We start from the raw sequence: 20,178 nt of genomic DNA, 5'->3' as shown, positions 1-20,178 counted from the left end.
CAAGCCCTAACTAAAACAGGATTACTCATGTCCTTTGCTTCCCTCGGTCTCTCCGAGGCTTTGGTCCGCGCTATCGAAGACGCGGGCTATACCGAGCCTACTCCGGTGCAACAGCGGGCCATTCCCGCCGTGTTGCAAGGTCGCGACCTGATGGTTGCGGCACAGACAGGTACCGGTAAAACCGGCGGTTTCGCCCTTCCGATCCTGGAGCGGCTGTTCCCCAACGGTCACCCGGACAAATCCCAGCGCCACGGCCCGCGCCAGCCGCGCGTCCTGGTCCTGACCCCGACCCGCGAACTCGCGGCCCAGGTACACGACAGCTTCAAGATCTACGCCCGTGACCTGAAATTCGTCAGCGCCTGTATCTTCGGCGGCGTCGGCATGAACCCGCAGGTTCAGGCCATGTCCCGTGGTGTGGACGTACTGGTTGCCTGCCCGGGCCGTCTGCTCGACCTGTGCGGCCAGGGCAGCATCGATCTGTCCCACGTTGAAATCCTCGTGCTGGACGAAGCCGACCGCATGCTCGACATGGGCTTCGTCCATGACGTGAAGAAAGTCCTCGCCCGCCTGCCGGCCAAGCGCCAGAACCTGCTGTTCTCGGCGACCTTCTCCAAAGACATCACCGACCTCGCCGGCAAGCTCCTGCACAACCCGGAACGCATCGAAGTGACGCCGCCGAACACCACGGTCGAGCGCATCGAACAACGCGTCTTCCGTCTGCCGGCCAGCCACAAGCGTGCGCTGCTGGCCCACCTGATCACCGCCGGCGCGTGGGAACAGGTACTGGTGTTCACCCGCACCAAGCACGGCGCCAACCGTCTGGCCGAATACCTGGACAAACACGGCCTGCCGGCTGTGGCGATCCACGGCAACAAGAGCCAGAACGCCCGCACCAAAGCCCTGGCCGACTTCAAGGCCAACCAGGTGCGCATCCTGGTTGCCACCGACATCGCGGCGCGCGGCCTGGACATCGACCAGTTGCCACACGTGGTCAACTTCGAACTGCCGAACGTCGATGAAGACTACGTGCACCGCATCGGTCGTACCGGCCGTGCCGGTCGTTCGGGCGAAGCGATCTCGCTGGTTGCGCCGGACGAAGAGAAACTGCTGAAAAGCATCGAACGCATGACCAAGCAGAAAATCGCCGACGGCGACCTGATGGGCTTCGACGCCAGCACCATCGAGGCCGAAAAGCCTGAAGTGCGCGAGCGTCCGGACATGCGCAACCCGCGCAACGGTCGTGGCCCGCGCGGCGACGGCCCGAATGGCGGCGGCGGTGGCGGCGGTCGTAAAGACAAAGGCAAAGACAAGGGCAAGGAAAAACCTGCCGGCGAACGCGGTGAGCGTGGCGAGCGTCCAGCCCGTCAGCAGAAACCGCGCGAAGGCACCCCGGCCCGCGAACAGCGTCAGCCAAGCCAGCCGCCACGTGCTGCGGCTGATCGTGCACCGGACGAGTTCCTCGACGACGATATCGATAACTTCGGTAACCGCGTTGATTACGTACCGAAGCAGGCACCTGCCGGCGGTCGCAACCGTCGCCCTGGCGCTCCGGCGCAAGGCGCAGGTTCGGGCGCTCCACGTGGCGGTCAGTCGCAAGGTCGTCAGAACGGCCCGCGCAACAGCAACGGTTCGAGCACCGGCACCCCGCCGGGCAAACGTAACGGCCCGCGCAACGGTGCCCCGCGTGACGGCCAGGGTCGTCGCGACGAAAACTCGCGCAACCGCCGTCCGGCCCGTGACGATCAGCAACGTGCCGAACCGGCCGTGCAGAACCCGCGCAGCAGCGGCCCGAAGATCATGCACAAGGAATCGAAAGCCGACCGCTTCCCGACGCCTGAGCAGCTCGATCAACTGCCAAGCCGCCCACGCGGTGAGAAACCGGCCTTGCTGACGCGCAATCGCTGAGTTTCGACAAGGCAATAAAAAACGCCCCCGGTCGCAAGACCGGGGGCGTTTTTGTATGTCTGGCGAAAATTACTTCGCTTTGACACCTTCGAACGAGATGTACAGGTCGACTTTGTCGGACTGTGGACCCAGGTCCATCATCTTGCCGAAATCAGAACGCTTGATGCTGGTGGTGCCTTCGAAGCCGGCACGGTAGCCGCCCCATGGATCCTTGCCTTCACCCAGGAAGGTGGCCTTGACCACGATCGGCTTGGTCACGCCGTGCAGGGTCAGGTCGCCGGTCACGTCGGCAGTGTCTTTGCCATCGGCGTTCTTGCCGGTGGATTTGACGCTGGTGGAGACGAACTTGGCGTCAGCGAATTTGCCCACGTCCAGGAAGTCTTTGCTGGCGATGTGCTTGTCACGCTCGGCGTGGTTGGTGAACACGCTGGCGGTCTTCACGTCGAACTCGATCTTGCTGTCTTCAGGCTTGGCAGCATCGAAGCTGAACTTGCCGCTGATGTCCTTGAAGGTACCGGTGATGTAGCTGTAGCCCAGGTGGCTGATCTTGAAGTCGACGAAGGCGTGCTGGCCTTCCTTGTCGACGGTGTAGTCAGCGGCCATTACGTTGGCGGACAGCACGGCAGAACCGATTGCCAGAGCGGCCAGAGTCTTTTTCAACATGCTTTCTTTTCCTTTGAGTCGAGGTTGAGCTTCAGGCTTTGCGACCGAGCATTCGAGTGAGGGTCGCATCACGATCGATAAAGTGGTGCTTCAATGCTGCCAACGCATGGAGGCCGGAAAAAATTACCAGCGCCCACGCCAGGTACAAGTGAATCACCCCGGCGGTATCTGCCTGATCCGGTAGTCCGGAAACCAGTGCAGGAACTTCAAACAGGCCAAACACCGGAATCCCGACACCGTCTGCGGTGGAAATCAGGTAACCGGCAATCATCACGGCGAACAGCGCAAGGTACAGAAACCCGTGGCCGAACTTTGCGCCGATGCGGGTCATGCGGCTGTAGCTCTGCAGCGTTGGCGGCGGTGGGCTGACAAAGCGCCACAGCACCCGCAACACCATCACAGCCAGCAGCACCAGACCGATGCTCTTGTGCAGATCCGGCGCGTCTTTGCGCCAGGTGCTGTAGTAATCCAGCCCCACCATCCACAGACCGAGCGCAAACAGCCCGAAGACCGCCAGCGCCACACCCCAGTGCATGAAGATGCTGACCCAACCGTAGCGCGAAGAAGAGTTACGTAGCTGCATTGCCCAAATCCTGTGAGAACTGCGAACCAAGACTAGCGAGTTATCTATCGAATTAAAGCGGAAAATTTCGCTTTGAAATATCGAGAAATACGATCAAGAGTCTTGAACAAGGGAGTTAAGGAAAGATTAAAGGGAAAAGTGTGACGGGAGATTAGCTGACAGGTCTTCAATTTACAGTGCCCACATTGATCCCATTGCGAGCAGGCTCGCTCCCACATTCGCCTGTGTTCCTTCAGCTGGAATGCAATCTCCTGTGGGAGCGAGCCTGCTCGCGATTACGATCTTTCAGGCAATAAAAAAGCGCGGCCTGAAAGCCGCGCTTTTTCATTCACCGCAAAGCCTTACTGCGCTTTGGTATCGGTCGCTGCCGCCGGGGCCGCAGCCGGTTTTGCGGCTGGCTTCTTCGCCGGTTCAGCCTTTTTCGCTGCCGGTTTGGCCGGGGCTTTTTTCGCCTCGGTCTTGGCCGCAGGTTTCTTCGCTGCCGGCTTGGCTGGCGCTTTCTTGGCTGGCTCGGCTTTCACCGGAGCCGCTGGCTTCGGCGCTTCCACCGGGGCTGGCGCAGGTGCCGGAGTCGGTGCAGGCGCCGGAGCGGCTGGAGCAGGTGCCGGCTCTGGGGCTTTTACTGGCTCCGGTTTCTTCTCGTCATCCGAACCACCGAACAGGTTGGTGAAGAAGTTGCCTTTCTTCGCCGCCGTGGCCGCACCCGCTGCGCCTGCCGCCGCTGCTGCGGTGGCGGCTGCCGGGCCGACCTTGATCGGTTCGAAGGATTTGCCTGCCGCCAGGTCTTCAACCTGACTGGCTGCACGCTGACCGGTACGCAACGCGCCTTCCAGGGTGCCCGGATACAGGGTGTCGGTGTGCTCGCCGGCAAACGCTACGCGCTGCAGCGGACGCTCCCACAGGCGCCAGTATTTGCTGATCTGGCCAGGGCCGAAGGCCAGGTACGAACCACCGGTCGACGGGTCGGTGCTGTAGCGACGGATTTCATAACCGGTGAACGCGCCACGGGCCTGTGGATAAAACGCGTGCAGACGAATCAGCACCTGATCGACCATCTGCTTGTCGCCGAAGGCCTGCATGACGCGGGCGTTGTCGCCGGACAGGTTGATCACCACGTTCGCGCCGCCCTTAAGGGCCGGCTCGATCCACAACATACCCAGACCGGTGTTGCTGTAGATCTCGCCGGACATCCGCGCCTTGCTTTCCCAGACCGGCGTCTTGAACTTCAGCATGATCTGGTCGCGCCAGCCGTAGTTGGTGCCTTTGATCGCGGCCAGGTGCTGGGCATCCAGGGCCGGGGTCAGCTGGATCTTGTCGAGGGCGCGCAATGGCACCGCCAGCACGACGTAGTCTGCCTGATAGCCCACGCTGCCGACCTTGACGGTCACGCCGTCCTTGTCCTGGACGATCGCGGAAACCGGCGAACTGGTCTTGATGGTTTTCAGTTGCTTGACGAAGGCCTGGGCCAGCACCGGGCTGCCACCGACCAGACGCGAAGCGCGCATGTCACGGTCGGACACGCCGCGATAAACACGACTCTGCTGTGCGTAGTACAGCAGCGACAGACGCGAAGGCTCGTCGTAATGGGTGCGAATATCCTGGTTGATCAGCTGACGCGCGCTGGCAGGCAGGTTCTGCTTGTCGAGCCAGCTCGACACGTTGATCTGGTCCAGTGCGTGCAGGGTGTTGGTCGCCGCGGGGTTCTGCGGATCGTCGATCGAACGCGCCAGATCGTCACGGGTTTTCTCGAAGGTTTTCAACGCCTGCGCGGTGGCCGGTTGCTTGGTGGCCAGGTCGGCGGCGGAGAAATACTCGCCATCGATCAGGTAACCCGGGGTACGCACGAATTCAGGGGCCGGCGTGGTGCTCAGCTTGAAAGTCGAGACGTACTTGTTCAGCACCGGCTGCGCCTTGTCGTTGCCGATCCACTCGCTGGTGGCCATGCCCGAGCGGCCGCCCAGGCTCGGCTTGGCTTCCAGCAGCGTGACCTGCCAGCCCTTGTTCTGCAGTTCGTAAGCCGCGGTCAGGCCCGACAGGCCGCCGCCGATCACGATCGCGGTTTTTTCCTTGGCCAGCGCCGTAACGCTGAAAAGCCCCAACACCACAAGCGCACAGGCGCGCAGCCAACCGACAGACATTCAGCGAACTCCGGAAAAACACGTAGGAAAAAGCAGTTTTGCGGGTCAGTCGACCCAAAGAACCGCGAAGAATACGTCAGCCATCAAAACGCCGCCAGCGACGTCTATCGGCCCATACAAAGTAGCTCAATCGACGCAATGGGTTGTCCCGGCGCGACGCATTGCATAGGCTTGCGCGATTGTTTGCCCGCGCCTGACGCGAGCCGCCTCGAGGAGACTGAACATGGGCCTGAACAACCAGTGGATGCAACGCGATCTCGCGGTGCTGTGGCATCCCTGCACCCAGATGAAAGACCACGAACAGCTGCCGCTGATCCCGATCAAGCGCGGTGAAGGCGTGTGGCTGGAGGACTTCGAAGGCAAGCGCTACCTGGACGCCGTCAGTTCCTGGTGGGTCAACGTGTTCGGCCACGCCAACCCGCGCATCAACCAGCGCATCAAGGATCAGGTCGATCAGCTGGAACACGTGATTCTGGCCGGTTTCAGCCATCAGCCGGTGATCGAGCTGTCCGAACGTCTGGTGAAGATGACGCCGGAAGGCCTGAACCGGGTGTTCTATGCCGATAACGGTTCGTCCTGCATCGAAGTCGCGCTGAAAATGAGCTTTCACTACTGGCTCAACCGCGGCCAGCCGAACAAGAAACGCTTCGTCACCCTGACTAACAGCTACCACGGCGAAACCATGGCGGCGATGGCGGTCGGCGACGTGCCGCTGTTCACCGAAACCTACAAAGCCCTGCTGATGGACACCATCAAGGTGCCGAGCCCGGACTGCTACCTGCGCCCACAGGGCATGAGCTGGGAAGAACACTCGCGCAACATGTTCGCGGCCATGGAGCAGACGCTGGCGGAAAACCATGACAGCGTCGCTGCCGTGATCCTCGAGCCGCTGATCCAGGGCGCCGGCGGCATGCGCATGTATCACCCGGTGTACCTCAAGCTGCTGCGCGAGGCTTGTGATCGTTACGGCGTGCACCTGATCCACGACGAAATCGCCGTCGGCTTCGGCCGTACCGGGACCATGTTCGCCTGCGAACAGGCCGGCATCCGCCCGGACTTCCTGTGCCTGTCCAAAGCCCTGACCGGCGGTTATCTGCCGCTGGCGGCGTGCCTGACCACCGACGAGGTGTACAGCGCGTTCTACGACGATTACCCGACCCTGCGCGCCTTCCTGCATTCGCACAGCTACACCGGCAACCCGCTGGCCTGCGCGGCAGCATTGGCGACCCTGGATATCTTCGAACAGGACAACGTGATCGAGAACAACCGGGCGCTGGCGCAACGCATGGCGTCTGCGACCGCGCATCTGGTGGATCATCCGAATGTTTCGGAAATCCGTCAGACCGGCATGGTGCTGGCCATCGAAATGGTCAAGGATAAGGCCACGAAAGAGGCCTACCCATGGCAGGAACGTCGCGGCCTGAAAGTGTTCCAGCATGCCCTGGAGCGTGGCGCGTTGCTGCGTCCGCTGGGCAGCGTGGTGTATTTCCTGCCGCCGTACGTGATCACCCCGGAGCAGATCGACTTCCTCGCCGAAGTCGCCAGCGAAGGCATCGACATCGCCACCCGTGACAGCGTCAGCGTGGCGGTGCCGAAGGATTTCCATCCCGGGTTCCGTGATCCGGGCTAAGCGTCACTCGCCAGAACAGCGATCCTGATTCAATTTTCTAGAGAACCACCATGAGACTGTCCCGCTTCTTTATCGACGCCCCGCTCAGCACCGGCGAACACGAACTGCCGGAAGCCCAGGCGCATTACATCAGCCGCGTGCTGCGCATGGCCGAGGGCGATGCGGTGCAGTTGTTCGACGGTTCCGGCCACGAGTTTCGCGGATCGCTGGTGGAAGTCGGCAAGAAGCGTGTCGTGGTGCAGATCGACGAGCAGTTCGCCGGTCAGGTTGAATCGCCGTTGCACATCCACCTCGGCCAGGGTCTGTCCCGGGGCGAGCGGATGGACTGGGCGATCCAGAAAGCCACCGAGCTGGGCGTGAATGAAATCACCCCGATCTTCAGCGAACGCTGCGAAGTCCGCCTCAAGGACGAACGCGCCGACAAACGCCTGCTGCACTGGCGCCAGGTGGCGATCAGCGCCTGCGAGCAATGCGGTCGTTCGCGGGTACCGGTGATTCATCCACCGGTGCTGCTGGCGGACTGGCTGAAACAGATCGAGGCCGAACTGAAACTGGTTCTGCACCCGGTGGCCGAGCCGTTGGTCAGCCATGCCAAACCATCGACCCTGGCGTTCCTGATCGGCCCCGAAGGCGGCTTGTCCGACGCTGAAGTCGAGCAGGCCAAGGGCAACGGCTTCCACGCCGCCCGTCTCGGCCCGCGCGTGCTGCGTACCGAGACGGCGCCGGTTGTGGCGCTGGCGGTGGCGCAGCAACTGTGGGGGGATTTCTAACCCGTCACTGCACCGGATCACTGATCGGTTTGGAAATGATCGCCTTGAGTTCGCTGGTCATCGGGAACTCAAGGTTCAAGCCTTTCGGCGGGATCGGCTGTTCGAACCACTTACGGTAGATCCCGTTGATCTCCCCCGAACTGTACAGATCGGCCAGCGCGCCGTTCACCAGCGCGAGGAATTGCGGATCATCCTTGCGCACCATGCAGCTGTAGATTTCCCGCGATTGTTCCTCCCCCACCACGACCCAGTTGTGCGGGTCGCGCGCCTTGGCCCGCTCGCCGTAGAGCAATGCGTCGTCCATGTAGAACGCTGCCGCGCGCCCCGATTGCAGCATCTGGAAAGCCTCGCCGTGATCCTTGGCGCTGATCACGAACATGTTCAATTTGTGGTCGAGGTTGTAGCTCTTCAAATAGCGCTCGTTGGTGGTGCCGGCGGTGGTCACCACGTTCTTGCCGCGCAGGTCATCGAAGCTGTGGATGCCGCTGTCCTTTGCGGTCAGCAACTGCCCTTTGACGTAGATGAAACCGTAGGAGAACGCGACCTGTTTCTGCCGCTCGGCCGTCACCCCGGTGGAGCCACACTCAAGATCAACCGTGCCGTTCTGCACCAGCGGAATCCGCGTCTGCGACGTCACCAGGTTGTACTTCACCTTCAGCTCCGGCAGCGCCAGTTGCTGCTTGATGCGCTCGACAATCTTGCCCGCCAGCTCCACCGAATACCCCATCGGCTGCCCAGTGTGATCGCCCACATACGAGAACGGCACCGACGCATCGCGATACCCCAAGGTGATGCTGTTGGCGCTGGCGATCTTGCCAAGCGCGCCTGTCAGCGGCTCTTCATTGGCCTGTGCCTGGGCGCCGATGAACAGCGCCAGTGTGCAGCCGAGCAACGTGATTTTTTGCATTGTTATTCTCCGTTGTGGGTGAGGTGTTTTAGCAGAGACCGTCACGCCGCACGGGGATTGAACCCGTGCAGATCAATCGATGTGCGCTGCTGGCCGATCAGTTCGCTGAGCAACTGCCCGCTACCACAGGCCAGGGTGAAACCGAGCGCGCCGTGGCCGAGGTTCAGCCACAGATTGCGATACGCCGTGGCGCCCAGCAGCGGAACGCCGGTCGGGGTGGCCGGGCGCATGCCGGCCCATTCGACGGCGGCGTCGTAATTGCCGGCGTCGGGAAAGGTGTCGCGGGCCTGGCGCTTGATCAGGGCCAGCCGCTCGGGATCGACTGCCGGGTTGAAACCGACGATGTCGACCATCGCCGCCACCCGCAACTGTTCGCCAATGCGCGCGTAGACAATCTTGCGGTCGTAGTCAGTGATGCTCACTTCCGGCGCCCGATGCTCGCTGCCGATCGGCACAGTCAGGCTGTAGCCCTTCAGCGGATACAGCGGCAGCCGCAGGCCAGGCAGCGCCAGCGACGGACTGCGATGGCCGGCGGCGATTACCAGTTGTTCGACCGGCAGAACTTCGTCGCCAAGCTCAATGGCGGCGACAGCGCCGTCACTGTGGCGAATGCCGGTGACTGCCTGACCGAGACGAAACTCGCAGCGGCCCGATGCCTTCAATCGCGCCGCCAACTGTTGGCAGAAGCCATGACAATCGCCGACTTCTTCATCCGGCGTGTAGATCGCGCCCACAAACGGCGCATCGGCCAGAGCCGGTTCCAGTTGCGCACATTCGGTGGCGGACAACACCTGCTGTTGCTGCGGATCGGCCAGGCCCTTGCGCGCATGATCGAAGCTGGCGGCATTGCGAAAGGTCACCAGTTTGCCGTTGCGCCGCCAGTTGAAGCCGGCGAGTCCATCGTCCTCGCGCCAGCATTTCAGCGTGCTCTGGCTGAACAGCGCCAGACGCAACAGATGCGCCGCGTTTTCCCGGTTGACCGAGGTGCGGCACGCAGCAAGAAACGACGCCATCCAGCGCCACTGCGCCGGGTCCAGACGCGGGCGAAGTTTCAGCGGTGAATCGCCGCGCAGCATCCAGCCGATCGCCTGCAACGGCACGCCGGCATCGGCCAGCGGCGCCACATAGCGGTAGGACAACTGGCCGCCGTTGGCAAAACTGGTTTCGCTGCCCAGCGACTGCCGCGCCTCGACCACTGTCACCTCGAAGCCGTCGCGCACCAGCGCGTAGGCCGTTGCCAGGCCAATCACACCGCCGCCGATGATGCACACACGCTGAGCCATGTCCGTCCTTATTTCTATTTGAAGACGGGGCTGAGGTTAGGGTGAGGTGACAGGCGTCGAACAATGAATAAAGATGCCAGACCTATAAACAAAGGTTATGGACTCGCCATGCGCCTTCGCCACATCGAGATTTTCCAGGCCATTCGCCAGACCGGTTCGGTCAGCGCCGCTGCGCAGTTGCTGCACGTCTCGCAACCGGCGGTGACCAAGGTGTTGCAGCACGCCGAGCAGCAACTGGGCTTTCCGCTGTTTCTGCGGGTGCGCGGCAAATTGCAGGCAACCCCTGAAGCACTGGAGCTGGAGCGCGAAGTCGACAAGGTCACGGAAAGCCTGCAAGGCGTACGGCGCCTGGCCCAGAGCCTGCGTCGCGAGCCCGGCCACAGCCTGCGGATCGGCGCGACCCCGGCGCTGGCGCTGTCATTACTGCCGCCGGCGATCCGGCAATGGACGGCGCAGTTCCCGGACATCGTCTGCGAACTGTCCAGCGCCCACAGTCGCGAGCTGATGCAGAACCTGCTGATGCGCGAAGTGGACGTGGCCCTGACGTTGCAGTTGCCGGATCATCCGGGGCTGAAGGCGCAGGCATTGGCAGCGGGTGTGTTGGTAGCGCTGGCGCCGAAAGGTTATTGGCCGGAGGAAGACGCCGGCCAGCCGTTGCCACTGATGGCTCTGGCCGGGGCGCCGCTGATCGGGCTGTCCAGCGCCGACCCGCTGGCCGCTCGCCTCGACAGTTATCTGGAAGCAGTCGAACCGCCGCCGCGTGTGCGGATCGCCGTGCAGACGTATTCGCTGGCGCGGGCGATGGTTGAATCCGGAGCTGGCGTGGCGGTGATTGATCCGTTCACCGCGCTCGGTGCCTCATCGGCCACCACCACTATCCGCCCGCTCGCCCCGCCGCTGCCAATCACGCTGTACGCCGTGACCCGCGCCACCGAGCCACCGCCCCACACCTTGAATGATTTGCTGCAGATCTTCAGTCAGCGCGCCCGGGAACAACTCGACCGACTGATGCGCCCTTAAAGGACGTAAAACAGAATCGCCACAAAGTGCAGCAGGCTCCCAGCGATCACGAACAGATGCCAGATCCCGTGGGCATGCCGCAACCGGTGATCAAGGGCAAAAAAGATAATCCCCACGGTGTACAGCACGCCGCCCGACGCCAGCCAGGCAAACCCCGCCGTCCCCAGCGCGTCGATCAGCGGCTTGACCGCCACCAGCACGATCCAGCCCATCACCGCGTAGATCACGATCGACAGGATCCGCGCCTCGGAGCGCGGTTTGATCTCTTGCAGGATGCCGATCAGCGCCAGCCCCCAGACAATCCCGAACAGCGTCCAGCCCCACGGCCCGCGCAGGGTCACCAGACAGAACGGCGTGTAACTGCCGGCGATCAGCAGATAGATCGAAAAGTGATCGACCTTCTTCATGATCGCTTTCTTGCGCCCGCGCACGCTGTGATACACGGTGGATGCGCTGTAGAGCACCAGCAAGGTGAAGGCGTAAATCGCCACGCTGACGATCTTCCAGGGGCTGCCGTCGAGGCTGGCAATCACCAGCATCCAGACGCCCCCGACAAACGCCGCTACCGCCCCGACCAGATGCGTCCAGGCGTTCAGTTTTTCTCCGTGATACATGTGTCGCACACCTCGATTTCATTACCGCAGCGCGCAAGGCTCCGGCCTTGAGCGTAAAAGCGCAATGTTTCCGTTCAACGCGGGCCTGCACCTGTCCTGATATTTGGGCACAATCGACCAATACCAAGAAGAGTCCGCGCCATGCTGATCGACGAAGAATTGACCCTGAAGAAACTTGAGGTGTTCCTCGCCTTCATGCGCACCGGCAACCTCGCCCGCGCCGCCGCCGAGCAACAGACCAGCAACGTCAGCGTGCACCGTGCGATCCATTCGCTGGAAAGCGCCTTGCGCTGCCCGCTGTTCAAGCACGAAGGACGCAACCTGACGCCGCTGGAAAGTGCCTACGTACTCGAAGAGCGGGCGCAGAAGCTGATTCAGGATGTGGTCGAAAGCGTACGCCTGACCCGCGAAGCCGCCGGGTTCTCGGCCGAACGCTTCAAGCTCGGCTCGCTGTATTCGCTGACGGTGAAGACCGTGCCGCAGCTGATCATGGGTTTGAAGATCCGCCGCAGCGAACTCAACATCGACCTGATCCTCGGCTCGAATATCGACCTGCTCTACAAGCTGAAAAACATGGAAGTCGACGCGATCCTCGTGTCGCTGGACGACAGCGTCAACGACCCGGACTGCGAGCAGATTCCGCTGTTTTCCGACGACATCTTCCTCGCCACCCCGGCTGATTCGCGCTTCGCTCAACGCAACGAAGTGGATCTGGCAGAGGTGCGCGACGAAACCTTCATCACCCTGACGCAAGGCTTCGCCACCCACCAGGACGGTATCCGGGTGTTCAGGCAGGCAGGGTTCGAGCCGAAGGTGGCGATGCAGGTCAACGACATCTTCACCCTGCTGAGCATGGTCAGCTCCGGGGTCGGTTATGCGTTGCTGCCGGGGAGGATTGCCGCGGTGTACGAGAACCGGGTGAAGCTGATTCCGTTGCAGGAGAAGTACCGGTTGCAGCAGCACATTGGCGTGGTGTTTCTGAAGGCTAAAGAGCGGGATCCGAATTTGCTGGCGTTGTTGGCTGAGTGTCGGATGTATGCGAATCGCCAGTTGGCGGTGTGATCAAAAGCAGATCAACAGCAAATCAAAAGCCTACCCCCTCACCCCAGCCCTCTCCCCCAAGGGGGCGAGGGGAAAGGGAGCAGACCGGGGGTCTTTCAAGACCTGAGTTCGACTCGGAAGTGTCAGGTCGGCGTAACTCAAATATTCACCTCGGTTAGTCCCCTCTCCCTCCGGGAGAGGGCTAGGGTGAGGGGCTTTTGACGTTCAGCCAACAATCCCGCGGACGATGAAGAACAACAGCGAAGGCCCCAGCAAGCACCCAAGCCCGGTGTGAAACGTCGCCGTCAACGCCCCATAAGGCACCAACCGCCGATCCGTCGCCGCCAGCCCCGCCGTCACGCCACTCACCGTCCCGGCCAACCCGCCAAACACCATCGCCGAACGCGGGTTATCCAGGCCCATCCAGCGCGCCGCCACCGGGGTGCCGACCATCACCAGAATCGCCTTGATCAAGCCGGTGGCAATCGACAACGCCATGACATCCGAAGTTGCGCCAATCGCCGCGCCGGTCACCGGCCCGACAATGTAAGTCACCGCACCCGCGCCGATGGTGGTCATGCTCACGGCATCGCGATAACCGAACATGTAAGCCATGCACGCGCCGACAATGAACGGCAGGATCGTGCCCAGCAGCAGTGCGATCACGCCAATCAACCCGGCCTTCTTCGCCTCGGTCGCCTGCACCTCGAAAGCCGTGGCAACGATGGCGAAATCCCGCAGCATCGCGCCGCCCATCAGGCCGATGCCGGAGAACAGTGACAGATCCGCCAGACCTTTCTGACCACCGGTCATGGTCCCGCCAACCCAGGCCAGCACCAGGCCGATGACAATGGCAATCGCCGAGCCGTGAATCCGCCCGAACGTCAGGCGTTTGGAGAGAATCACCGAGACCCACATGATCACGCCGACGAAGGCGAACGCAGTGATCAGACCGTTGTGTTCCAGACCTTTTTCAATGAGATCCCACATGTCAGCGACCTCCTACGGGTGTGCCGACCGGGGAGACTTCCGCCGGTTCGTCGGGCAAGGGTTCACCCTTGTGGGTGCGGCTGATCAGGGCAATGGTGCAGCCACAGACCACCACCGAACCGATTGCCGCCAGCACCGCCACCGGGCCGCCGTGCAGGGCGGTGACGACGTTTTGTTGCGCGGCCATCGCCACCACCACCGGAATGTACATGGCGCCCCAGAAGCCGACGCCCATTTCGCAATCCTTGGTCATGCCGCCGCGTTTTTGCATCCACAGCCGCGCGCAGATCAACAGGATCATCGCGATGCCGACCCCGCCGACATTGGATTTGACCCCCAGCAACACGCCGAGCAGGTCACCCATGATCACCCCTGCCAACGTACAGATCGCCAGCAGCGCCACACCGTAAATAATCATTGTTGTAGTCCTCAAAGTGCATCGTCGAATGTTGTTTTTGTTGTTCGAAGCCTGAGTCGCGGCGGTCTAGAGTCGGCGGCTACCCTCCTCACGCAACAGCGCCTGCAGGGTGTCGAGCCGGGCACTGTCGGAGGCAGTGACAGTCCCCTGTTCGAACACCCGGCGCGCCAGCCCGGTCAGCACCGCACCGGGCGGCAGTTCGATCTGTAAACGTACGCCGCGTTCGTAAGCGCTTTGCACGGTGCCGCGCCAGTCCACCACGCGGCACATGTTGAAGGCGAGATCGTCGCGCAGCGCTTCTACCTTGGTCACAGGCCTTGCGCGACTGCCGCTCAGGTAAGCGATTTTGGGTGTTTTCAGTTCTACCTTTTTGAACGCTTCTGCGAGTGTTTGCGCAGGCTCATCCAGCAATGGGCAGTGCGACGGCACGCTGACCGCCAGACGTTTTGCCAGCCCGGCGCCACGACTGCGGGCCAGCTCGGCGACCGCGTGCATCGCCTTGTCACTGCCGGAAATCACCACCTGGTTATCGGCGTTGATGTTGGCCAGGTACACCGGTGTTTCTGCGCCGTGCACCTGCGCCAGCAGCGTTTCGACTGTGGATAATTGCAGACCGATGATCGCGGTCATGCCGAAGCTCTGTGGATAAGCCTGCTGCATCAACTCGCCGCGCAGGCTGACCAGATGCAACGCATCGCTGAAGCTCAACGCGCCGGCGACCACCGCTGCCGGGTAGGCTCCGATGGACAGGCCGGCGACGTAATCGGCGGTGAGTCCGTCCTGCAACAACTGCCGCGAGGCCGCGACGCCGGCGATCAGCAAGCAAAGCTGAACCGCCCGGGTGCTGCGCAACGCTTCGCTGGAATCCAGGCGCAAGACATCCTCACCGAGGCTATCGCTGGCCTCGACCAGCGTTTCCCGACGCAGATGCTGGAGCATGCCGGGTTGCTGCGCGCCCTGGCCGGGAAACACCAGCAGGCTGCTCACGCTGCCTGCTCCTGCGGGTTCCACGGATCAGACACCAGACAGGCTTCATGGGCGTTTTTCAGCAGCACCCGCGAAGCGTTCCCGGCCCATTCGCGCAGGGCGACGGCACCGAATGGCGTCTGCAATTGCAGGTCGACCCGGCAGATTGCCTGATCGAAAATCGCAACCAGTTTGCGTGCCTGATTACGGGTGATGAGTTGCGGTGTACGCAGGATCAGATCGAGATCGCTGGCCTCGTGCATTGCTGCAAACCCGCTGGCCAGTTCAAACCCGGCACTGCCGCTGATGCCCCAGACCCAACCACAATCATCGAGCACCGGCCGCAGTTGCCGGAGCGCCTGCATGACAGGCAGATCACGTTCGCTCTCGACCTGACAAAGCGCTTCCGGACTGACCCGACAGGCAATCGAATCGACAGGCATGAACGCCGCCAGCCGCTGCTCGCGCAATCGACCGCGCACGCCCACCGCCACGAACCCGTCTTCACTCAACGCCCGCCGCACCACCACCGGCTGCCCGGCAGCCAGCGAATCAATAGCCCACTGCGGCGCATCCGTCGGCAACTGCGCAGGCGTCATGCCCCACAGCAGGTCGTGGGCGAGAACGCTGTTCACCACTGCGCCCTCAGCAGCTCACGCACGCGGCTGGAGGCTTCACGGTTTTTCGCGCCGAGGCGATTGCTCAAATCCGTCGCGCCAATATCGCCGATGGCCTGCTTCAGGCATTCGCCGACCCGCGCCAGATCCTCCGCTGTCGGCTGTTCGATCTGTTGCACCGACAAGGTTTCCCAGAGCAATCCGAGGCTGGCGTAGCTGTCGATGTCATAAGCCATCGGCGGCACGCTGGACGCCAGCACTTCCAGTTCTTCGACACTGCGCAAGGTCACCCGCGCCGCCGAAGCCTTGCCCATCGCATGCACCATCACCCCCGGATCACGCAGGGCGATCAAGCGGTTGGCCTGATAACCATGGGCCAGAAACGCCCCGGACATGGCCTTGCCCACCAGCAGCGCAATCACCGGATGCCCGGCCAGACGAGCCCGGGCATAAGCGTCCGCCGCACCGGCCAGAGCCTGATGAATGCCGAGGGCTTCTTCGCGGCGGCCATAGGCCTGGCTCGGCACATCGACGATGGCGATCAGTGGGCGCTTTTGTGTTTTGTCACGATCGGCGGTGATCGCGTCATCCACAGCCTTGGCCAGACCCCAGCCTTCGAGCAATCCGACTTCGCCGTTGCGAGCGCGAGGGAAACGGTTTTTCGGATCGGCGACCACGGCGATAAAACGCCCGAGCTCACCGTCGGCGACCTTCAACGATGGCGGCAAACCCTCAACGGCATTCGCACCAGCGCTCAGGGCGTTGAACCAGTTCAAACCGCGCACGGAATAACCGCTCATGAGCGCTCTCCTTGATACAGATCGCGAACCACCGAAGGCTCGATTTGCTTGTCAGTGTCCAGGCTCGCGAGCCGTTGCAGGAACCACTCGGCCCGCTGACTGCGCGGTTGCAGCGGCAAGCCTTGTTGCAGCAACTCGCCGACCTGCTGGCGAATCTGCGCCACGTCATCGGCGACATAGCGGTCCACCAGACCACTGGCGAAACGTTGCTCGCCGCCGGTCAGGCTCCAGATGAACGGCCGGTCGCGGGAGTCGTATTCCTCGATCCCGGCTTCCTGCTCGATCACCTGCGGGCCGTTCAGGCCGAGGCGTGCTTCCTGGGTCACCAGCAAATAGCTGCACAGCGCGGCGGCAATCGACATCCCACCAAAGCAACCGACGCTGCCGGCGACCACGCCGACCACCGGTTGGTACTGTTGCAAGTCGACAATCGCCGCGTGGATGTCGGCAATCGCCGCCAGTCCGAGGTTGGCTTCCTGCAAGCGCACGCCGCCGGTTTCCAGCAGCAGGATGGCGCGGGTCGGGATGCCCTTGCGGTTGTCCTCGGCGGCCAGTTCCAGTGCGCCGGCGATTTTTGCGCCACCGACTTCACCGAGGCTGCCGCCCTGAAACGCGCCTTCGATCGCTGCGATCACCACCGGCAAACCGTCGAGATTGCCCTTGGCGATCACCACACCGTCATCGGCCTGCGGCACCACGCCCTGACGCTCCAGCCATGGCGACATGACGCGTTGGAACGGATCGAGCAGTTCGCGGAAGGTGCCGGCGTCGAGCAAGGCTTTCGCCCGTTGCCGTGCGCCGAGTTCGACGAATGAATGTTTGTGCAAAAGTGCCGAGGTGTCAGTCATGGCCGATCTCCTCGAAGCCTTGTTCCAGTCGCAGGCGCACCACGCCCGGGGTCGCGCCGAAGTCGTGGATATCAATGGCCATCGCCGGCGGTGTGGTGCCATCGAACATCCGCGCAAACAGATGCTGCCAGCGCTGCTGCGCGCCGTTGACCGAGGTCTGCACATTGATTGTCAGCTTGCCGGCCAGGCCCGGTTCGATCAGCACTTCCAGATCGCCCGAGCCGACACAACCGACCAGCGCCCGACCCCGTGGCGGCTGCCCGGCGGGGAATTCAAAGGATAAGGTTTCCATCAAAACGCTCCCTGAAGGATGCCGTCGCGCTCGATCCGGTCGAGCAGCAGCGTGGCGGCGAGCAAGTCGGCGGCGCCACCGGGCGAGGCATTCAATGCGATGAGTTGTTGATCCAGTTCTTGCAAGCGACGGCGACCGGTGAGGCTGGCGCTGCCACCGGCGTCGAGCACCGCCCGCGCGCCGTGCTGCATGGCGTGCAGGCCCGGTTCGCCGGCGCGGTACAGCACGCAGGTGTCGGCAAGGTCGGTCATGATCGCCAGCAAGGCATCGAGCCGGGCGTTCTGTTCGCCATGGCCGGCGGCGCGGCTGCGCTTGAGCTGCGGCAGTCCGCGCTGCACCACGGACGGGAAGCCGAGCTGCGCTTCTTCCCGGGCACCGCGAGCGCCGTAGCGTTGAGCGACTTGCGCACCGTGACTCAGCGGGCGCGGTGCATGACGGTCATCGAGCAACGCCAGACGTGCGGCGCGCAGGGTAACGGCGCCAGCGCTGGTGGTTTTCGTGTCCAGCGCCGCGGCCGTAACCAACAGGCCCAGCGCCCAGATCGCACCGCGATGGGTGTTCACGCCGTGGGTGGTGGCGAGCATCGCTTGCTCGCCTTCCCGGCCGATGCGGCCAATGGCTTCACGCAGCGGCAAGCCGATCTCGCCGAACTCAAGCGCGGCCTCGGCCATTTCCTTGAACGCCGGCCACAACGCCAGCGCCGAGGCGTGCATCAATCCCAGGTGCAGATCGGTGTGCGCACCGTTGCCGCGACGGTCGACCAGCGCCGGTTTCGGCGACAGGTCGGCTTCGTCGATCAGCGCGTCCACGGCCAGATCCGCTAACCGGTCAGCCAAGGAAACAGGTTTCGCTTTCAGGTTGAGTGCGTGCATTACCAGCTCCTGAATTTGGCGGGCGGGTTGTAGAGGCCGCCGGACCACTCGACCAGATCGGCCACGCTTTTCGCCGCGAGCAGTTCGCGGGTGGCGTCGGTGCGGCGGATGCCGAGGTCTTCGGGCAAGGCGATCAGCCCTTCGCGGCGCATGCGTTCGGTATCTTTCGAGTTGTGGCGCAGACCGATGGCGGTGACACCCGCAACGGCGGCGATCATCGCCTGACGCTCTTCCAGCGAGCGCGCCTTGTACAGGTAGGCGATGCCTTCTTCGGTGAGCAGGTGGGTGACGTCGTCGCCGTAGATCATGATCGGTGCCAGCGGCATGCCACTTTTCTTCGCCACATCTACCGCGTCGAGGGTTTCAACGAAGGTCGGTTTGCCGCCCTCCTGGAAGGTCCCGACCATTTGCACCACGAGTTTCTTGCCGCGTTCGAGCATCGGTTGCTGCGAATCGTCATGACGCATGTCGAGCCACGCCGGGGTGCCGTGACGCCGGCCGCGCGGATCGTGGCCCATGTTCGGTGCGCCACCGAAACCGGCAAGGCGCCCACGGGTCACGGTTGAAGAATGGCCATCGCCATCGACTTGCAACGTTGCGCCGATAAACAGATCCACCGCGTATTGCCCGGCCAGTTGGCAGAACATCCGGTTGGAACGCAGCGAGCCATCGCGGCCGGTGAAGAACACGTCGGGACGGGCGGCGATGTAGTTTTCCATGCCCAGCTCGGTGCCGAAGCAATGCACGCTTTCGACCCAGCCGCTTTCAATCGCCGGGATCAAAGTCGGGTGCGGGTTGAGGGTCCAGTTGCGGCAGATCTTGCCCTTGAGGCCGAGGGATTCGCCGTAGGTCGGCAGGATCAGTTCGATGGCGGCGGTGTTGAAACCGATGCCGTGGTTCAGCGACTGCACGTTGTGTTTTTCGTAGATCCCGCGGATCGCCATCATCGCCATCAGCACATGCACAGGCTTGATGTGCCGAGGGTCGCGGGTGAACAGCGGTTCGATGTAGAACGGCTTGTCCGCCACCACCACGAAATCCACCCACGACGCGGGAATGTCCACGCGGGGCAGTTCGCTGACGTCGTCCACCAGTTGGTTGACCTGGACGATGACGATGCCGTCGCTGAACGCCGCTGGTTCGATCAGCGCCGGGGTGTCTTCGGTGCTCGGGCCGGTGTAGATATTGCCGGCCCGATCGGCCATGAACCCGGCCGAAAGCACGACGTTGGGGATCAGATCCACCACCAGCCGGGCGTAGAGTTCGATGTAGGTGTGGATCGCGCCGACTTCCAGCAAGCCGTCTTCGAGCAACTGGCTGATGCGCAGGCTCTGGGTGCCGGCAAAGGAGAAATCGAGCTTGCGGGCGATGCCGCGTTCGAACAGGTCCAGATGCTCGGAGCGACCGACACTGGGCATGATCATGTGCAGGTCGTGGAGCTTTTCAGGATCGGCCTTGGCCAAAGCACGGGAAAGAAAATCCGCCTGCTTCTGGTTGTTGCCCTCCAGCACCACACGGTCGCCGGGCAGGATCAGCGCCTCAAGCGCCGCGACGATCCTGTCGGTGGGCAACACCGCACCGTCGGCCAGCCCGCGCACCTTGTCGAGGCGCCGCTGCTTCTCGTCGCGCCGCCGCGTCCAGCGCGAGTCGGGGGAAATTGTTGTTGTCATGCTCACTCCACGGGGTTCGCTGTCGTGGAGCTACCTTAGGAGTGTCGGGTGGGGGCATCAATCAAGCGCGGTGCGTGATCGTTACGCCTGGAGTAACGATCAAGAGCGCCCTCACCCTAGCCCTCTCCCGGAGGGAGAGGGGACTGATCCG

General features: G+C 62.8%; 20 protein-coding genes. 5 read left to right on the top strand and 15 right to left on the bottom strand.

What is annotated here, in order from left to right; all coding sequences use genetic code 11:
- The first annotated feature begins 27 nt into the window (after window positions 1-27).
- Window positions 28-1,905 (top strand): DEAD/DEAH box helicase, encoded by a 1,878-nt coding sequence (locus OQ248_RS12740; protein ID WP_248739960.1) that lies wholly within the window; start codon window positions 28-30, stop codon window positions 1,903-1,905.
- 69 nt (window positions 1,906-1,974) lie between these two features.
- Here the strand turns inward: OQ248_RS12740 and OQ248_RS12735 are convergent, their stop codons facing one another.
- From OQ248_RS12735 to OQ248_RS12725, 3 genes are all read right to left on the bottom strand, one after another.
- Window positions 1,975-2,568, bottom strand: a complete 594-nt coding sequence (locus OQ248_RS12735) for a YceI family protein (RefSeq protein ID WP_085731599.1) — start codon at window positions 2,566-2,568, stop codon at window positions 1,975-1,977.
- A gap of 31 nt (window positions 2,569-2,599) precedes the next feature.
- The gene (locus OQ248_RS12730) at window positions 2,600-3,151 is read right to left on the bottom strand and encodes a cytochrome b (protein ID WP_011336344.1); all 552 of its coding nucleotides are present in this window, start codon (window positions 3,149-3,151) and stop codon (window positions 2,600-2,602) included.
- Window positions 3,152-3,492: 341 nt separating this feature from the next.
- Entirely contained in the window at window positions 3,493-5,289 is a 1,797-nt protein-coding gene (locus OQ248_RS12725) for a flavin monoamine oxidase family protein (protein ID WP_265813008.1), read from the bottom strand.
- 223 nt (window positions 5,290-5,512) lie between these two features.
- Between OQ248_RS12725 and OQ248_RS12720 the strand changes: the two genes are divergently transcribed.
- Both OQ248_RS12720 and OQ248_RS12715 read left to right on the top strand, forming a co-directional pair.
- Window positions 5,513-6,919 (top strand): adenosylmethionine--8-amino-7-oxononanoate transaminase, encoded by a 1,407-nt coding sequence (locus OQ248_RS12720; protein ID WP_265813007.1) that lies wholly within the window; start codon window positions 5,513-5,515, stop codon window positions 6,917-6,919.
- Between the two features lie 50 nt (window positions 6,920-6,969).
- Complete coding sequence (locus tag OQ248_RS12715) at window positions 6,970-7,689, top strand: 16S rRNA (uracil(1498)-N(3))-methyltransferase (RefSeq protein ID WP_265813006.1); 720 nt, start codon at window positions 6,970-6,972, stop codon at window positions 7,687-7,689.
- 4 nt (window positions 7,690-7,693) lie between these two features.
- Here OQ248_RS12715 and OQ248_RS12710 read toward each other — a convergent pair whose 3' ends face one another.
- Window positions 7,694-8,596 carry a transporter substrate-binding domain-containing protein gene (locus OQ248_RS12710; protein WP_265813005.1) on the bottom strand — a complete coding sequence of 301 codons (903 nt, stop codon included), beginning with the start codon at window positions 8,594-8,596 and terminating at the stop codon, window positions 7,694-7,696.
- A 41-nt stretch (window positions 8,597-8,637) separates the two neighbouring features.
- Window positions 8,638-9,879 carry a D-amino acid dehydrogenase gene (locus OQ248_RS12705; protein ID WP_265813004.1) on the bottom strand — a complete coding sequence of 414 codons (1,242 nt, stop codon included), beginning with the start codon at window positions 9,877-9,879 and terminating at the stop codon, window positions 8,638-8,640.
- Window positions 9,880-9,987: 108 nt separating this feature from the next.
- Here OQ248_RS12705 and OQ248_RS12700 point away from each other — a divergent pair, with 108 nt between their 5' ends.
- Window positions 9,988-10,899 carry a LysR family transcriptional regulator gene (locus OQ248_RS12700; protein ID WP_265813003.1) on the top strand — a complete coding sequence of 304 codons (912 nt, stop codon included), beginning with the start codon at window positions 9,988-9,990 and terminating at the stop codon, window positions 10,897-10,899.
- Here OQ248_RS12700 and OQ248_RS12695 read toward each other — a convergent pair.
- Complete coding sequence (locus tag OQ248_RS12695) at window positions 10,896-11,513, bottom strand: hemolysin III family protein (protein WP_114886061.1); 618 nt, start codon at window positions 11,511-11,513, stop codon at window positions 10,896-10,898. The genes OQ248_RS12700 and OQ248_RS12695 overlap by 4 nt on opposite strands.
- A 141-nt stretch (window positions 11,514-11,654) precedes the next feature.
- Here OQ248_RS12695 and OQ248_RS12690 point away from each other — a divergent pair, with 141 nt between their 5' ends.
- Complete coding sequence (locus tag OQ248_RS12690; protein WP_265813002.1) at window positions 11,655-12,575, top strand: LysR substrate-binding domain-containing protein; 921 nt, start codon at window positions 11,655-11,657, stop codon at window positions 12,573-12,575.
- 204 nt (window positions 12,576-12,779) lie between these two features.
- On the opposite strand, the gene madM is transcribed toward OQ248_RS12690, so the two are convergent.
- The 9 genes from madM to mdcA form a co-directional block, all read right to left on the bottom strand.
- Window positions 12,780-13,544 carry a malonate transporter subunit MadM gene (gene madM / locus OQ248_RS12685; RefSeq protein ID WP_265813001.1) on the bottom strand — a complete coding sequence of 255 codons (765 nt, stop codon included), beginning with the start codon at window positions 13,542-13,544 and terminating at the stop codon, window positions 12,780-12,782.
- 1 nt (window position 13,545) lies between these two features.
- Window positions 13,546-13,962 (bottom strand): malonate transporter subunit MadL, encoded by a 417-nt coding sequence (gene madL / locus OQ248_RS12680; RefSeq protein WP_085709094.1) that lies wholly within the window; start codon window positions 13,960-13,962, stop codon window positions 13,546-13,548.
- 66 nt (window positions 13,963-14,028) lie between these two features.
- The gene (gene mdcH / locus OQ248_RS12675) at window positions 14,029-14,949 is read right to left on the bottom strand and encodes a malonate decarboxylase subunit epsilon (protein WP_265813000.1); all 921 of its coding nucleotides are present in this window, start codon (window positions 14,947-14,949) and stop codon (window positions 14,029-14,031) included.
- Window positions 14,946-15,566, bottom strand: a complete 621-nt coding sequence (locus OQ248_RS12670; protein WP_265812999.1) for a malonate decarboxylase holo-ACP synthase — start codon at window positions 15,564-15,566, stop codon at window positions 14,946-14,948. The genes mdcH and OQ248_RS12670 overlap by 4 nt, the downstream gene beginning before the upstream one ends.
- Window positions 15,560-16,345, bottom strand: coding sequence for a biotin-independent malonate decarboxylase subunit gamma (gene mdcE, locus OQ248_RS12665; protein WP_265812998.1), 786 nt, complete (start codon window positions 16,343-16,345; stop codon window positions 15,560-15,562). Before mdcE ends, OQ248_RS12670 begins: the two co-directional genes overlap by 7 nt.
- Window positions 16,342-17,193, bottom strand: a complete 852-nt coding sequence (locus tag OQ248_RS12660; RefSeq protein WP_265812997.1) for a biotin-independent malonate decarboxylase subunit beta — start codon at window positions 17,191-17,193, stop codon at window positions 16,342-16,344. The genes mdcE and OQ248_RS12660 overlap by 4 nt, the downstream gene beginning before the upstream one ends.
- Window positions 17,186-17,485: a malonate decarboxylase subunit delta gene (locus OQ248_RS12655; protein ID WP_003229075.1), complete on the bottom strand. Its 300-nt coding sequence runs from the start codon at window positions 17,483-17,485 to the stop codon at window positions 17,186-17,188. Before OQ248_RS12655 ends, OQ248_RS12660 begins: the two co-directional genes overlap by 8 nt.
- Window positions 17,485-18,357, bottom strand: coding sequence for a triphosphoribosyl-dephospho-CoA synthase (locus OQ248_RS12650; RefSeq protein WP_265812996.1), 873 nt, complete (start codon window positions 18,355-18,357; stop codon window positions 17,485-17,487). The genes OQ248_RS12655 and OQ248_RS12650 overlap by 1 nt, the downstream gene beginning before the upstream one ends.
- On the bottom strand, window positions 18,357-20,027 hold the full coding sequence (mdcA, locus tag OQ248_RS12645) for a malonate decarboxylase subunit alpha (RefSeq protein WP_265812995.1): 1,671 nt from the start codon (window positions 20,025-20,027) through the stop codon (window positions 18,357-18,359). The genes OQ248_RS12650 and mdcA overlap by 1 nt, the downstream gene beginning before the upstream one ends.
- Window positions 20,028-20,178 lie beyond the last annotated feature (151 nt).

This window comes from Pseudomonas sp. COW5, assembly GCF_026240005.1.
GTDB classification, from domain to species: domain Bacteria; phylum Pseudomonadota; class Gammaproteobacteria; order Pseudomonadales; family Pseudomonadaceae; genus Aquipseudomonas; species Aquipseudomonas kribbensis.
Note: the sequence above shows the minus strand (reverse complement) of the source record. Positions and strands in the feature narration are given on the sequence as shown.